The sequence below is a fragment of the Flectobacillus rivi genome (assembly GCF_030056655.1).
Taxonomy (GTDB): Bacteria; Bacteroidota; Bacteroidia; order Cytophagales; family Spirosomataceae; genus Flectobacillus; species Flectobacillus rivi.
The window spans coordinates 174926-190150 of record NZ_JASHIE010000014.1 but is presented as its reverse complement, the minus strand read 5'-3'; the positions used below and the strand labels follow the sequence as shown (position 1 = coordinate 190150).

The 15225-nt window shown below is 38.0% G+C and carries 12 protein-coding genes; 3 read left to right on the top strand and 9 right to left on the bottom strand.

Features of this window, described 5'->3' with window-relative positions; all coding sequences use genetic code 11:
* Positions 1-32: 32 nt before the first annotated feature.
* Positions 33-482: a thioredoxin family protein gene (locus QM481_RS19335; RefSeq protein ID WP_095162007.1), complete on the bottom strand. Its 450-nt coding sequence runs from the start codon at positions 480-482 to the stop codon at positions 33-35.
* Between the two features lie 274 nt (positions 483-756).
* Between QM481_RS19335 and QM481_RS19330 the strand changes: the two genes are divergently transcribed.
* Together QM481_RS19330 and QM481_RS19325 are read left to right on the top strand one after the other, a co-directional pair.
* Positions 757-1218, top strand: coding sequence for a (2Fe-2S)-binding protein (locus QM481_RS19330; RefSeq protein WP_166550568.1), 462 nt, complete (start codon positions 757-759; stop codon positions 1216-1218).
* Positions 1219-1223: 5 nt separating this feature from the next.
* Entirely contained in the window at positions 1224-3383 is a 2160-nt protein-coding gene (locus QM481_RS19325; protein ID WP_283382967.1) for a xanthine dehydrogenase family protein molybdopterin-binding subunit, read from the top strand.
* Between the two features lie 236 nt (positions 3384-3619).
* On the opposite strand, the gene dnaN is transcribed toward QM481_RS19325, so the two are convergent.
* The 3 genes from dnaN to QM481_RS19310 form a co-directional block, all read right to left on the bottom strand.
* The gene (dnaN, locus tag QM481_RS19320) at positions 3620-4744 is read right to left on the bottom strand and encodes a DNA polymerase III subunit beta (protein ID WP_166550436.1); all 1125 of its coding nucleotides are present in this window, start codon (positions 4742-4744) and stop codon (positions 3620-3622) included.
* A gap of 125 nt (positions 4745-4869) precedes the next feature.
* Complete coding sequence (gldG, locus tag QM481_RS19315) at positions 4870-6531, bottom strand: gliding motility-associated ABC transporter substrate-binding protein GldG (RefSeq protein WP_283382966.1); 1662 nt, start codon at positions 6529-6531, stop codon at positions 4870-4872.
* A gap of 104 nt (positions 6532-6635) precedes the next feature.
* A complete protein-coding gene (locus tag QM481_RS19310) occupies positions 6636-8750 on the bottom strand; it encodes a peptidylprolyl isomerase (RefSeq protein ID WP_283382965.1) in 2115 nt (704 codons plus the stop codon).
* Positions 8751-9308: 558 nt separating this feature from the next.
* On the opposite strand from QM481_RS19310, the gene QM481_RS19305 reads away from it, so the two are divergent.
* A complete protein-coding gene (locus QM481_RS19305; protein ID WP_283382964.1) occupies positions 9309-9566 on the top strand; it encodes a hypothetical protein in 258 nt (85 codons plus the stop codon).
* A 34-nt stretch (positions 9567-9600) separates the two neighbouring features.
* Here QM481_RS19305 and QM481_RS19300 read toward each other — a convergent pair whose 3' ends face one another.
* The 5 genes from QM481_RS19300 to QM481_RS19280 form a co-directional block, all read right to left on the bottom strand.
* The gene (locus QM481_RS19300; RefSeq protein ID WP_283382963.1) at positions 9601-10722 is read right to left on the bottom strand and encodes an aspartate aminotransferase family protein; all 1122 of its coding nucleotides are present in this window, start codon (positions 10720-10722) and stop codon (positions 9601-9603) included.
* Positions 10723-10793: 71 nt separating this feature from the next.
* On the bottom strand, positions 10794-11639 hold the full coding sequence (locus tag QM481_RS19295; RefSeq protein ID WP_283382962.1) for a hypothetical protein: 846 nt from the start codon (positions 11637-11639) through the stop codon (positions 10794-10796).
* A gap of 174 nt (positions 11640-11813) precedes the next feature.
* Positions 11814-12773, bottom strand: coding sequence for an N-acetyl-gamma-glutamyl-phosphate reductase (gene argC / locus QM481_RS19290; protein WP_283382961.1), 960 nt, complete (start codon positions 12771-12773; stop codon positions 11814-11816).
* 90 nt (positions 12774-12863) lie between these two features.
* Entirely contained in the window at positions 12864-14066 is a 1203-nt protein-coding gene (gene argG, locus QM481_RS19285) for an argininosuccinate synthase (RefSeq protein WP_166550443.1), read from the bottom strand.
* Positions 14067-14162: 96 nt separating this feature from the next.
* Positions 14163-14882: a GNAT family N-acetyltransferase gene (locus QM481_RS19280; RefSeq protein ID WP_095161987.1), complete on the bottom strand. Its 720-nt coding sequence runs from the start codon at positions 14880-14882 to the stop codon at positions 14163-14165.
* Positions 14883-15225 lie beyond the last annotated feature (343 nt).

Sequence of the window (15225 nt, the reverse complement as noted above, 5' to 3'; positions counted from 1 at the left end):
GGCTGACTTTTGACAATTGTTATTGGATAATATTATTTTACTTTTTGAGCTGTCTGAAGGATTTCTTTAGCTCCTCCTTGTGGCACACCAAGTAATGTTTTCTTTACTTTTCCATTGCTATCCATGAAGAATAATGTTGGATAACCTTCTACTGGATACATTTGCGCAACAGCTTCACCTTCCGCACTTTCATAGTCAACAGCTACACTGATGAATTTGCTATTCATAAAGTCTCCAAGAGCTTTATCTGTAAAAACTTTTGTTTTCAAATATTTACAAGGACCACACCAAGTAGTGTAACAGTCAACAAGTACTAATTTTTTTTCTTGTTTTGCTTTAGCTAAAGCCTGTTTAAAAGTACCGCTGAAAAATTGAATACCAGTAGTTCCTTCAGACTTTGATTTAGAAGTAGGGTTATTTTCGGCAAAAGAGTGGATTGTAAATAAAGTAAGTACAATCGCGAAAAATCTTGATTTGAGCATCGTAATGAAATTTAAAGCGTTTGTTAATTTAACGTGAAAATCGACCTTTTTAGTTTCTGATGCAAGAATTTTATCTCAAGTACCTAAAAAAAGCTACAAACGAACCTTATTTGAATATTCTTGACAAAAATTTGTACAAAACATGGGGTTGCCAAACTTCCGAGCACTGAAATTGTTTATCTTGTAGACTTATTACTGACCGATAAACTTAGTCAAAATGAACTTAAATTTGGTCACTTGCTAAGCTGTTTTATTATAAATCAACAAACTTACGATGCTTCTGAAATTTGATTTAAATGGTAAAAGCCAGAGCGTGGACGTTCCAGAGGATATGCCATTGCTTTGGGTACTTCGAGATACACTTCAACTAAAAGGAACTAAATTTGGGTGCGGAAAAGGCTTGTGTGGCGCTTGCACCGTTCACCTTGATGGCAATGCTATTCGCTCGTGCTCAATACCAGTTTCACAAGTTCAAAATAAAAAAGTGGTAACGATCGAAGGGCTTGGACAAGGGCAATTACATGCTGTACAACAAGCATGGATAGAAGAAGGCGTGCCCCAATGTGGCTATTGCCAACCTGGATTTATGATGGCTACGGCAGATTTACTACAAAGAATTCCTAATCCAACAGATGCTGATATTGACGATAATATAACCAATATCTGTCGTTGTGGTACATATTATCGAATGCGAAAGGCGATTCATAAAGCTGCTCAATTAAATCAAAAAGCCTAAAGACCATGTGGAAAGCAACGAGAAGAAATTTTTTGATAAAAACTGGAGCTGGTCTAGGACTAGCTTTAGGTTTGGGTTGGGTAGGAAAAAAAGCAATTAGAGGTTTTTTTGTCGAACAAGCAGATAAGGGTGCTTTAGTACAATTTAGTACCGATACCGAGCCACAATATTGGTTTGAAGTACAAAAGGATAATACCATTCTATTTCATTCTCCTAAAATCGAGATGGGGCAGGGGGTGTTTTCGGCTTTAGCACAGATTGTGGCAGAAGAATTGGAGATTTCGGTAAACCAAATTAAGGTAGTGCATAGCGCAACTTCACATGGACCTATAGATCCCAATACAACAGGAGGTAGCGATTCTATTTCGAGTACCTTTTCTCAATTGTCGATGCTCGCCGCTTTGATGCGTGAAATGTTGCGAGAACGTGCAGTTGCTTTATTAGAAATTCCACTTTCTGGTCTTAGTGCTCAGAATGGTCATGTAATTGGTCAAGGTAAAAAGTTGTCTTATGCACAAATTGTTGCACAAACTTCAGAATGGTCTTTGCCAGCTACAGAGCCAACACTGAAAAAGCCTGAAAAGTATCAGGTAATAGGCAAACCATTACCAAGAGTAGATTTGGAAGCAAAGGTAAAAGCTGAGCCTATTTTTGGGATAGATGCCACTTTTCCTGATATGGCATACGCTGTTGTGGTACGCTCACCCTATTTCGGCGCTGTTAGGGGCCTCGTAAATGCTCAAGAAGCCTCAAAATCTTTAGGAGTAATCAAAGTGGTCGAGCAACCTGACTTTGTGGCTGTAGTGGCAAAAAGTAGATATGAAGCATTGATAGCAAAAGAAAAACTCCAGATAGAGTGGACTAGTCCTACGCCCTTGCTTCAACAAAAAGAAGTAAATGAGATTGTCCAAATTGGAAAAGGAGACCTTACTGTAGTACAGGGAAATGGCGATTTGACGGGTCTTGAAGAAGGTGAAGATAATATAGAGTTAGAGTTTCATACGCCTTTGGGGGCGCATGCCCAAATGGAGCCTAACGGTGTAGCTGCGTATTACAAAGATGGAAAGGTAGTGGTCAAAATGAGCACACAGTCTGTCAAAAATACCAGAAATGAAATTGCAGAAGCTACAGGTATTCGAGCAGAAGATATCGACATTCAGCCAACCTTTATGGGAGGTGGTTTTGGACGTAGGCTTTATACTCCACATGCTTATGAAGCTGTAGTTTTGTCACAAGAAATAGGTTTGCCAGTTCATGTATTGTTCGAAAGAGAACAAGAGTTTCAGAATGGGTATTTACGACCACCAACTCATCATAAACTGAGTGCTAAGCTGAATAATGGTAAAATTGAAGCCATTGAACACCAAATTGCAAGTGGAGATGTGGCATTTGGTTCGAGTTTAGTGCCAAGCTTTGCGCCTACTGTTTTGGGTGCCGATTTTGGTGCTTGGCGAGGAGGGTTGTTTCACTACGAAAATATTCAGAATAACAGTGTAAAATATTGGCGTTGTCAGTTACCCTTTTTTACAAGTTGGTGGCGTGGATTAGGACTGATGGCAAATTCTTTTGCTATAGAATCTTTTATCGATGAATTAGCTAAAAAAGCAAAGCAAGATCCTTTTAGTTTCAGAATTGCACATATCAAGCAAGATGAACGTGGTAAACGACTCATTGGTGTTTTAAAAGAAGTACAAAAAATCAGTGGCTTTGGTCAAAAAGTACTTCCAGAAGGTCATGCGATGGGTGTCGCCTGTGCAACGGATGTGAATACTCCTGTGGCGCAAGTTGCTGAAGTTAAAATTGAAAACGGAGCAATTAAAGTCCTTAAAGTGTATTGTGCTATAGACCCAGGCTTAGTAATCAATCCTGATGGGGTAAAAGCCCAGTGTGAAGGAGCTATTTCGATGGGATTGAGCGCAAGCATGTTTGAAGAACTGAATATCGAAAATGGCAAAGTGATGCCTAACCAATACTTGCAGTATCAAATGGCTCAAATACGAGATATTCCAGATATTGAAGTTTCAATACTTTCATCAGGAGATACACCTCGTGGGGTAGGAGAGCCCCCTATGGGACCTATAGCACCAGCAATTGCCAATGCCGTTGCTAGCTTGACTGGTACCCGTATGACCAAGATTCCATTTAAGCAATATCAGTTTAGCTAGGTGTAATATTGAGAGAATGAATGAGTGAATGTTTTTAATATGAGCGGCGCAATGCTTGCTTCTAAAGAGTTGTCACTCGAAATATAGTATCAAAAAAGGCGTTCGAAACTAGTTTTCGAACGCCTTTAAGTGACAGTCAATATATGTCCTTTATTATTGAATAATGCTACTATACAATAGGTAAAGTGATTGAGATTTAATTAAAAATAATCACTCATTCACAATTCACTAAATAACTATGCGTAGCTATTCAACATTACTGGCATAACTAGCATCAAGATATTTTCATTTTCCTTTGTTTCGGCAGGGATAATAAGACCTGCACGATTAGGAGCTGACATTTCAATAGAAATCATGTTTGAACTCAAGTTGTTCAACATTTCGATTAAGAATTTTGCATTGAAACCAATTTCCATTGGCTCTCCTTCATAATCGCACATCAACTTTTCGTTTGCTTCATTTGAGTAATCCAAATCTTCAGCCGAAATCACTAAGTCATTATGACCTAATTTCAAACGAATTTGATGTGTAGTTTTATTTGAGTAAATAGAAATACGTTTCAAAGAACCCAACAATTCTTGACGGTTGATTGTCAATACATTTGGATTATTTTGAGGAATTGCATTTTCGTAATCAGGGAAACGCTCGTCGATTAAACGACAAATCATTTTGATATTATTGAAGCTGAAAAATGCGTTCGATGAACTAAAGTCAGCTGTTACCACGGTGTCATCAGAAGGCAATGATGATTTCAATAAGTTCAAGGCCTTGCGAGGAATAATCATGCTTGACTCTTGCTCTGACTGAATATCGCTACGACGGTAACGAATCAAACGGTGACCGTCTGTTGCTACAAAATTGGTGTATTGCGAATTTAATTGAACATATACCCCTGTCATAGCTGGACGCAAGTCGTCGCTAGAAACAGCAAAAATGGTATTGGCAATAGCCGAACCTAATATATCCGCTCCAATTTCTACAGATAAGCTTTTGCTTACTTGCGGAACCTTAGGGAAGTCAATAGGGTTTTCGCCAGAAAGTTTATAACGACCGTTTTCGGTAATAATTTCAGTTCCAAAAGTCTCAGTATCTACTTTGAAAGTGATTGGCTGGTCTGGTAAGCCTCTCAAGGTATCGAGTAACAAGCGTGCAGGAACAGCGATTGCACCAGTATCTTGAGATTCTACTTCTAGAGTAGTAATCATCACTGTTTGCAAATCTGAAGCTGTTACAGTTAGCTGACTGTGTTCGAGTTGGAATAAAAAGTTCTCTAAAATTGGTACAATTGGGTTATTTGTGATAACGCCATTTACCGTAGAGAGTTGCTTTAATAGAACTGATGAAGATACGACGAATTTCATTAGTGCTGATTGATTTATTTGGAGTCTTTAGGTAAAAAACATTCAAAAGAATGTGTATTTACAAGCTCAAAAGACATGTTTAGTTATGCTACAAAAGTACGAATAAGCCTTGAAATAAACTTGGATTAGGCAAATTTTCTCTTACGTGAATAGTTAAGGAGAAGCCCAACCAAAACCAAGATGATCATTGGAACAACCAAGTTAACGACTTGCCAATACTGGCGTTCATTTTGAAGAGCTGACTTGTCGAGCGGACGAAGTGTAATTACCTTATTTCGAGCCGAAATAACACCGTTATCATCCAATAAATAGTCGAAGGTATTCAATACAAAATCTCTATTGGCAAAGGTATTTCCTGAAAAACGATCAAAACCTAAGGGAAGAGGAGCATTGTTCTTTTGATCAAAATCATTTACAGGAATATCTCCATCGGAGCATACGACAATTTTGGTGCTAGCACTATTAGCTTTGAATGTGCTGGCACGTGGGTCACTTGGTAGAATACGATTTTTGTACAATGACTCAAATTTGCCTTCCAACAACATACCAACGGTTTGTACACCTCCTTTGTATTGAGTCGCATCCAAATCTTTACTAGCAAAATTATAAGTCAAAATTGCTGGAGCATTCAATAACTGAGTGTACTGCGAAGTCATTAGTAAAGGTGTCTTGTTGATACCATCTGCACGGACAGTATCTAGGCTACCAACATACTTGGTGTAAACTGCGTCAAGGTTTTTAACGATAGGTGATTTTCCAAAAGTGTTAATTAATGGGAAATATTGCCAAGGGACCAATTGAATATTTGATTTATCTCCAAAATTGCCAATATCCATCGGGATAGCCGCACACATCTGCGCATCTTTAATCAGATTGTGATTTAGGCGAACCCCATACTTGAAAAGTAAATCGTCGAGATTAAGATTATTAATAGTTGACAAATTACCTTCACGAGATGCTGAATCTACTTTTACTGCGTCTACGAAGAAAACAGCTTTGCCTCCTTTCATAATAAATTGGTCAATCTTGTATTTATCCTCTTCGTTAAAAGCTTGGTCTGGCTTCAAGATACATATTGCATCAAGTCCATCCAACGTTGGAGAATTGCGTAAGTCGACAGGATAGAGGGCATAGAACTTTTTTAATGCACCAATCATACTCAATTGATTGACCTCAGGTAAGGATGTGTAGTTAGTAAAGAAGCCAATTTTTTTCTTTTCCTGTAAAGTCAAGGCTTTAATAGCAGAAGCTAATTGATATTCAACTCCCTCATAAGACTGATTAAGAATCTCTTGTGGAGAAGACATTTTATTTCCTTTCAACAAAAGTGTTGCTATTTCTTTATCTTGATAAGTAATAATAGCGCCTGGCAAAAGTAATGTTTGAGTGCGTTTCCCGTCTTCAGAGTTGACAACGTTGGTTGGAGGAATACCTTTTTGGGCAAGTTCCATAATTTTTTGGTTGCGCAATTTAGTATCCTTTATTTCAGCATTTAGGTCAATAAAACGATAGTTGATATGTGTACCTCCATAAATTTTGAATTCATCGAGCGTTTCTTTTACAGCACTTTCCAAACGTTTAAATCCCGCAGGAATATCATTGCCCGTGAGATACACTTTGATATTGATATCTCCTTCAAGATTTTCTAATAAATTTCTTGTGGCAGGGGCAATCGTGTATCGTCCCTCTTCAGTAAGGTCGAGACGAAAGAAATAATAGTTAGCTAGTATGTTGAGGCCAATAATAAAGCCTAATGCGAGTGCAAATTGAATGATTTTGTTTTTCATATTTTCCTTAACGATGCCAAGGCGATTTTCTTGCAAAGCTACTAATAAAACAAGAAAAGCACCTCTTTTGAGGTGCTTTTCAGAATATTTTCAAAAGAAAAATCCTAATAGAATCTAGCTCTGTTGTCTACAACTTTAGCATTTTCTTTGATTGCCTCGTTGATATAGAAAGAAGCTCTTTGAGCAGCCATCATACGAGCAGAGTTTTTATACATAGTCAAGTCAGCGATTGCTGGTGCAGGAGTTGATTTAACCGCTTGAACGATAAATACACCTTGTTCACCTTTAAATGGCTTTGATTTTTGACCAACTTTCAAACCGAATGCTTTACCTAATGCAGTTGGATCAGCACCAGCACTTGACAATACGCCTTGTGCCAAAGTAATATCAGTAGCAGTTTCAACTAAAGCACCTGCACCATATTTTTGTGCCACTTGCTCCAAGCTTCCTGAAATACCACCCAATTTGTTGATAATTTGTTCTGCTTTCAATTCAGCTCTAACACGTGCTGTTAATTCGTCACGATAGTCAGCAACTTTTACTTCGTCTTTTGACGTTTTATTTGTCAAAATAGCAACGATATATTGGTTGTCATTTTGGAATACATCCGAAACAGTTCCAACTTTAGTATCATCATTAAATGCCCAACGAACAATGTCACGAGCATTAGTCAAGTTATTTACATTGCTAGAACCTTCCAACATTCTTTCAGCACGAAGCATCAAGATATTTTTATCTTTCTTCACAGCAGCATCAAATGCTTCAGCACTTGTGTTTGCCGCAGCAAAGTTATCAGCCTTACGTAAAACTTCGTCCATTGTTGCTTGGCTAGGAGCGATAGTACGGTTGATAGCGGCCAATTTGTAACGAGTATTTGATTTTGGCTCAGTTACTTTTACAATATGGAAACCAAAGTCAGTTTCAATCAAACCTGGAATCAAACCTGCACCACTAAATCCAAACACAGCTTTCTCGAATGGTTTTACCATTGAACCGTTGTTTTTAAAGAAACCTAAGTCACCACCTTGTTGAGCAGTTCCATCCATACCATTCAAACGAGCAAGTGCTTCAAAGTTTGCACCACCTTTGATTTGCGCCATGATACCTTCTGCACGTTTACGAGCTGCTGCTTTTGACGAATCGCTTGTGTTTTCTGGACGAATCAAGATATGACTAGCACGTAATGTAAACAAAGAATCTTTCTGGATACCACCATATTTGTAGATAGAGTAAACATTGTTTTCTTTGAATGGACCGTAGATACCACCTGCAATCATTGAACCTAATTGTGTTTTTACTGCTGCTGGAACTTCTGCCAATGAAACCAAATATGGAGTCTTAACATCTGAGTTCATCATAGCAAATGCAGAGTCATTTTTAGCAACTGCTAAATCCTTCGCCAAACGCTTGATGTCGTTGTAGAAAGAAGCTGTATCTTGCTTTGATGGAATCACAGGGAACGTTACATATTGGATAGAACGAGTGTTTTCGCCCTTAAACAAGTCTTTGTGTTTTGCTAAGTATTCTTCCAATTGGCTGTCTGTTACTTTTATAGTAGAGTCAGCAATAGAATAAAAAGGAACATACAAATATTGAACATCAGCTTTAGCAGTTTGAGCTTGATAGTCTTTTTGAGCTTCGATATTAGTTGTGTATGTCGATAATCTCAATAAGCTTTCATACTTAGATCTCAAACGGTCTTGACCCAATGATTTCTCAAAGTTAGCCCATGCTTGTTGTTGTGCCGCTGGCATAGACTTCAAGTTTTTCAAAAACTGAATAACATAGTTTTTATCAAACTGACCAGTCTGTGGGTTTGTAAACTGTTGTCTAACTGAAGGGTGAATATTGTTACCTTGAACCATATCAACTAGTTCTTCTGGAGAAACAGAAAGTCCAAGTGCTTCATATTCTTTACCGTAAGCGAAATCCAAAATATATTGGTTCCATACTTGCTCACGCATCATGGCTAATTCTTGCTCGCTTGGTCCACGACCTGTTTGAGCGGAGTAAGCTTTAGAGGCTTCTTCTACTTTGTTTTGAAAATCTTTCGAGGAGATAGACTCGCCAGCGATTTCTCCCACCTCGTCGCTATTCCCACCAAAGAAGCGAGACTTGCCTTGGAAAATGTCGCTCCCTAATAGGAATAGAATTAAACTCACGGCAATGGCTGCCGCTGCAATTCCCGATTTTTCTCTGATTTTGGTAATTAATGCCATATTTAGTACTTTAAAACGTTATGCTTTAATGGGTGAAACGAGACTCGTAGGTTGGTAGTAAAAAGGGACAGTTGTTCTTCACCAATTACGAGATACAATATTCTGCACAAAAGAACCGCAAAATAATCATAATACTTTGTAATATCAAAATAGCTTTATGGCATCTTAAATAAGATAGATGAGTTTTTCTTTTTTTTGTTCAATTTTCATATCTGAAGTAATAGAAAAATACCTAGTTTTACTTGAATAATACCCAAAGTATAATCGTTTGATTGTCAAAGTTTTGTTTGATAGATAGAGCAAATATAGGACATCTAAGGTTTAATACTGATTTATGTCAGATTAACTAAAGAATAATAAAATAATTATGAATTAATTTTAGTTTATATTGTTACTTCCGAACTGTTTTTCAGTCTTTTATAATGAATCGTGTAGTCGCCATCTATGCGCAGGTATCATTATTTTATAGAACTTATTTATTAAACTCCTTAAGATAGTTAGTTGTAAAAGTTAGAATTTTCTCTCTGGCTATTTCTGACTTCGACTATCCCGCACCACATGTTGAGAGTAAAATATATACTTTTAGTTAAACACTTTGAAGGTCAAGCCTCCAAAGATGAAGAACAAGAAATAGAACTCTGGCGGAATGAAAATATAATTAATAATCTGACGTATCTACGACTCAAGCGCGTTTGGGAAGAAAGTTCAAGACGTGAATTACCTGTGAGTAAATCACAAAAAGAGGAGAAAATGTGGAAGAATATTATCGATAAGATTATTTCCGAAGAAGAGCCTGTTCAATCAGGAAGCAAGTAGCTTTACACTACTCACTTCCAGTATCTACATATATCTATTTTAGAACACTTTGAAGTGCTTCTAAAAATCTATCACACTCGGTTTGTCCCAAGGCTAAGCTTGGTAATAAACGTAAAGTGTGTTTTCCTGCATAGCCACAGAATATGTGGTGTTTAAATAAAAGCGTATCCCTGATTTCATCTACAGGTTGCTCAAATTCAATACCAATCATGAGTCCTCTACCTCTAAGCTCCTTGATCCCTTGAATTTGCTGGAGATTACTCATTAAATAATCACCCATCTTTGACGCATTTTCAATCAAGTTTTCTTGCTTCATCACGTCCAAAACTGCAACTGCTGCTGCGCAAGCCAAATGGTTGCCACCGAAGGTTGTACCCAACATTCCAAATTTTGCTTGAAACTTTGGTGAAATTAGCACACCACCGATGGGAAATCCATTGCCCATTCCTTTTGCTGTAGTGATTAAGTCTGGATGAACATCTGCATACTGATGCGAGAAAAATTTACCCGAACGACCATAACCACATTGAACAGAATCAAGAATCAATGCTGCACCAGTTTTATCGCAAATTGCTCGTGCTGCTTTCAAGAATGCTTCTGATGCTACCTGAATACCACCAACTCCTTGAATACCTTCAACGATAACAGCACAAGTTTCATCTGTTACACCTTGCTCTAAAGCTTCAATGTCGTTAAATGGCAAGAAAGTCACATGCTCAGAATAATTGACTGGTGCAACAATTGCCTTATTGTCGGTTACAGCCACAGCTCCAGCGGTACGTCCGTGAAATGCCTTGGTAAATGCTACTACTTTTTTACGACCATTGAAAAATGATGCCGTTTTTAAAGCATTCTCGTTAGCTTCAGCACCTGAGTTACACAAGAATAAGGCATAATCTTCGTAACCTGATAGTTCACCTAATTTAGTTGCTAATTCTTCTTGAATAGGAATTTTTACTGAATTAGAGTAAAAACCGATATTATTCAATTGAGTTGTAAGCTTCTCAACATAGTACGGATGCGAGTGACCAATAGAAATCACGGCATGACCTCCGTACAAATCAAGATATTCTTGACCATTTTTATCCCATAAATAACTGCCTTTTGCTTTTACAGGCTCAATATCATATAGGGGATAAACATTGAATAGATTCATTTCTTTGTGAGTTTTGAGATAGTGAAAATGGCTCCCAAAAGCAAAGAAGAGGATAGACTAAGTCTACATTCTTACTTCTTCATTTTGCCGATAGTGAAGCCTAAAACAAAATAATCTTCTAAATACCAAATGCTTTGTTTAGCATAATCGCCGTCACGACCTGTTGTACGGATGTCGTTTAGACGAGAAAAACCTCCTTTGATGTCGTTGCGTAAGAATACGTGTTTGGTAATATCGAACTGTAAACCTGCTTTTAAGGCAAATCCATAACCGGCAACATTCCAATAATTGTTTTTACCTACTGTAAATAAGCGAACATCACTTCGGGGAACAAATGCTCCTACGCTACCACCTACAATCCAATCAAGCCCTTGTACACCATTTTTTGCCTTCCAAAGTCTATCATAACGGTCTAGGTCAACACTGGCAAAGTTGAAGCCATCAGTATGCTCAAAGGTTAAAAAGTCTTTTGAGTTAACTGTAATTGGCTTATGGTCAAAAGTCCCCACATAAGCAGGATTTACGGTAATAGCAGGGTTAGATACCTGTGCCGAGATGGTTCCTGTAATAGTACTCTGTTGGTCGTTGACCATCACATATTTCATGTGGTCCCAACCGATAGATATCGCCCAGTGGTCGCTAAAAAAATATCCCCCACGAATATTGAACTGTGGAATAGAAAAAAGCGCTGGGTCATAATATTCGCGACCAAGTGGAGAAGGAGCATCCTTTGCTACTACATCATGTAACGTAAAGTTGTATCCTTGACCAATAAACGTAATATCAGATTTGGTATAAGTGGAGCGGTTGTATCCCCAATAAACAAATCCTTGTCCTTTGCGACTATACGGTTGTTTTTCTTGAGCGATGCTCAGTGTTGGTAAAATAAGCCCAAGTAATAGTACTAGCTTTTTCATTTTTGAGAGAGTGATTGTTTAAATTGTTGGTAAAGAGAATATGACTCAATCGTTGAAATTTTGATGAGTAACCTCCAAATTCAAAATTAAGCATTCACTCGACTTGGAAAGATGATATAAATCAGTCTGAATAGAACCTACACCAGAATTTCTAAGTCAGAGCAAAGCACATTCTTAGAACCCAACACTTTTTAGCGCCAAACCAGTTCGTTCAGGTAACCCAAAAATTAGGTTCATATTTTGTACTGCCTGACCTGATGCTCCTTTTGTAAGATTGTCGATGATACTAGAAATTAATAAATTGCCATTGTGTAATTCTAAGTGAATCAGACATTTGTTGGTATTTACCACTTGTTTTACATCTATTGCCGCATCGCTTACTGTGGTGAAAGGATGATTGGCGTAGTAGTTTTTATACAATTCTTTCGCTTCAGCTAAAGTACCCTCAAACTTTGTATAAACGTTTGCCATGATACCTCTAGTAAAGTTGCCACGGTACGGAATAAAATTAATAGGCTGATCAAAATCAGCTTGAAGTTCATTGAGCGTCATGCCAATTTCGGTCAAGTGCTGATGGGTGAAAGCCTTATAAATAGAAATATTGTTGTTACGCCAAGAGAAATGGCTTGTTGCCGACAACGACTGTCCTGCACCTGTAGAGCCAGTTACTGCTGAGATATGAATGGCATCTTGAATTAATCCTGCTGAAGCTAATGGTAACAAGGCCAATTCGATAGAAGTCGCAAAGCAGCCAGGGTTCGCAATATGCTTGGCACCTTTAATTTTGTCTCTTTGTAATTCTGCCAAACCATAAACAAATCCTTCAGATTGGTCACGATAGTCTGTGCTTAGGTCGATAATGCTAATTCCCTTAAAGGCAGGATTAGCTTCCAAAAACTTTTTCGACTCGCCATGTCCTGAGCAAAGGAATGCTACATCGATATTAGTATGCAATTCGTCTGTAAATACCAATTCGGTATCACCCAACAAATCTGTGTGCGTAGCATAAACAGGTTTTCCAGCTTGAGACTTTGAGTTCACAAAGGTAATTTCTACTTCTGGGTGATTGATTAAAATTCTGAGTAACTCTCCACCTGTATATCCTGCACCACCGATAATTCCTACTTTAATCATGTTTTTTATATGATAAAAAAATGCGACAAATTTTCGTGCGTAGCCCAAGCTAAACACGAAAATTTGTCGCATGAAGTAAAACAAATATTCTTATTGCTGTTGGGCTAAGTCTGTAACTTTACGGTGAATCATTGTTTGATTCGACACAATTTTAGAGAATCCTCGGACATCATCACCTGTCCAAGCATTATTCATTTCACCATAAGAACCAAATACAGAAGACATTAAGTCATACTGTGATTCGATACCTACTACAAAGTAACGGTATGGTGCCAAATGAATTTCAACAACACCCGAAACGTTATCTTGGGTATCTGCCAAGAATGTTTCGAAGTTACGCATTACTGGCTCCAAGAATTGCCCTTCGTGTAGCATAGTGCCATACATTTCAGCAATATTTTGTTTCCAGTAAAGTTGTTGCTTCGTTAAGGTATGTTTTTCAAGCAAGTGATGAGCTTTGATAATCAACAATGGTGCTGCCGCTTCGAAACCTACACGACCTTTGATACCAATGATTGTATCTCCCACGTGAATATCACGACCAATACCATAAGGAGCAGCAATTTCATTAAGCTTAACTATGGCTTCAACTGGTGATAATGTTTCACCGTTAAGACCTACTAATTCACCTTTTTCGAAATGTAATTTTACAGTTTCTTCACCAGATTTGGTTACTTGTGTTGGCCAAGCTTCCTCTGGCAAATATCCATTTGAAGTAAGTGTTTCTTTCCCTCCAACTGATGTTCCCCACAATCCTTTATTGATTGAGTAAGCCGCTTTATGCCATTCTCTTACCACACCTTTTTCTTTAAGGTATTCGATTTCGGCTTCGCGCGACAGTTTAAGGTCACGAATAGGAGTGATGATTTCTACCTCTGGAGATAAAATTCTGAATACAACGTCAAAACGTACTTGGTCGTTGCCTGCGCCTGTACTTCCGTGAGCAATGGCTTTGGCACCAATTTGGTTAGCATACTCTGCCACGGCAGTAGCTTGGAAAACACGTTCGGCAGATACTGATAATGGATAAGTATTGTTTTTCAATACATTACCAAATACCATATAGCGAATACAATCATTGTAGTATTTTTCAACTACATCTAATGTTACGTGTGATACCACGCCCAATCCGTAGGCTTTTTCTTCAATGTCTTTCAATTCTTCTGCTGAAAAACCTCCTGTGTTTACCAAGGCAGAATGTACTTCATAACCACGGTCTTCTGAAAGATATTTCACGCAAAAAGAGGTATCAAGGCCTCCTGAAAATGCTAATAATACTTTTGGTTTACTCATTTTTTTATTTCGAAAGAATGGCTTAACAGTACCTTACTTTCTGGTTGTTTATATGATCAAGATACACTTCAATTAATGCTTGATTTTGGCTTTTTATTAGGCAATACCTCTTCTTAACTTACGTTCTTTGCTTCTTTCTGCCATTTTCAAGAACATTTTTTCTTTAATAGAAAGTAAACGTTCAAGTACTTTTACATCTTTCAAGAAGTCCCAATTGCCACGTGCAGGCTCAGACTCGCTTGTAACAAGGGTTTCAGCTTCACGTTGCTTAGCTTTTTTCTCCCATTCTGGGTCAAAAATCATCCCTGTACACAAGCAATGCTTACGGTCGGTACGAGAAAGTACATCATAGTTGACACATGACTGACAACCTTTCCAGAAGGCATCGTCAACAGGTAGTTCGCTGAAAGTGGTAGGCTCATAACCCAATTCTGAGTTAATTTTCATTACTGCCAACGAGGTAGTAATACCAATGATTTTGGCATCAGGATATTTGCTACGAGACAACTCAAATGCTTTGGCTTTTACAGCCTTAGCAACACCATATTTACGCCATTCAGGCTTTACAATCAAACCTGAGTTTGCTACGAATTTACCGTGTTCCCAAGTTTCGATATAGCAAAAGCCAACAAAAGCGCCGTTATCATCGATAGCGATGATAGCCTTTCCTTCGTTGATTTTATCACGTAAATATTGTGGAGAACGCTTAGCGATTCCTGTTCCGCGAGCTTTAGCGGATTCTTCCATTTCAAGGCAAATAGCCTCAGCCAGATGTAAGTGTTCAGCGGATGCGACCTGAACTTTATATTGATTCATTGAATGATAGCGATAGCGTTAACCTGCTACGGTTCAAGGAGTTAATTCGATAAAAACAGAAAATAAACTAGATAATGAGATAACCTGCCACATAGGCAAGCAAAGGAAGAGTTAGGGTCAAACCCTAAAAAAGAATGGTCGCCTGCGTGGTAACGCAGTAGGCTCAACGATGATATGTAAAAAAAGGTTTTTCACTATGGTATTGTAAGGTTGTGTGAAAATCGCTTGAAAGCTCAAGTGTTTTTTTACTTAATTTAGGACGACCTGTTATTTTTTTGTAAGTATTAAAACTAAAAATCGTGCAAAGTTTACCAAAACAAAATGTAAGATGCAAGATTTTTTT

Coding starts and splice junctions, on each gene's coding strand:
- QM481_RS19335 (WP_095162007.1), bottom strand. CDS start 482: ATGCTCAAATCAAGATTTTTCGCGATTGTACTTACTTTATTTACAATC.
- dnaN (WP_166550436.1), bottom strand. CDS start 4,744: ATGAAATTCGTCGTATCTTCATCAGTTCTATTAAAGCAACTCTCTACG.
- QM481_RS19310 (WP_283382965.1), bottom strand. CDS start 8,750: ATGGCATTAATTACCAAAATCAGAGAAAAATCGGGAATTGCAGCGGCA.
- argC (WP_283382961.1), bottom strand. CDS start 12,773: ATGATTAAAGTAGGAATTATCGGTGGTGCAGGATATACAGGTGGAGAG.
- QM481_RS19330 (WP_166550568.1), top strand. CDS start 757: ATGCTTCTGAAATTTGATTTAAATGGTAAAAGCCAGAGCGTGGACGTT.
- argG (WP_166550443.1), bottom strand. CDS start 14,066: ATGAGTAAACCAAAAGTATTATTAGCATTTTCAGGAGGCCTTGATACC.
- QM481_RS19295 (WP_283382962.1), bottom strand. CDS start 11,639: ATGAAAAAGCTAGTACTATTACTTGGGCTTATTTTACCAACACTGAGC.
- QM481_RS19305 (WP_283382964.1), top strand. CDS start 9,309: ATGTTGAGAGTAAAATATATACTTTTAGTTAAACACTTTGAAGGTCAA.
- gldG (WP_283382966.1), bottom strand. CDS start 6,531: ATGAAAAACAAAATCATTCAATTTGCACTCGCATTAGGCTTTATTATT.
- QM481_RS19300 (WP_283382963.1), bottom strand. CDS start 10,722: ATGAATCTATTCAATGTTTATCCCCTATATGATATTGAGCCTGTAAAA.
- QM481_RS19325 (WP_283382967.1), top strand. CDS start 1,224: ATGTGGAAAGCAACGAGAAGAAATTTTTTGATAAAAACTGGAGCTGGT.
- QM481_RS19280 (WP_095161987.1), bottom strand. CDS start 14,882: ATGAATCAATATAAAGTTCAGGTCGCATCCGCTGAACACTTACATCTG.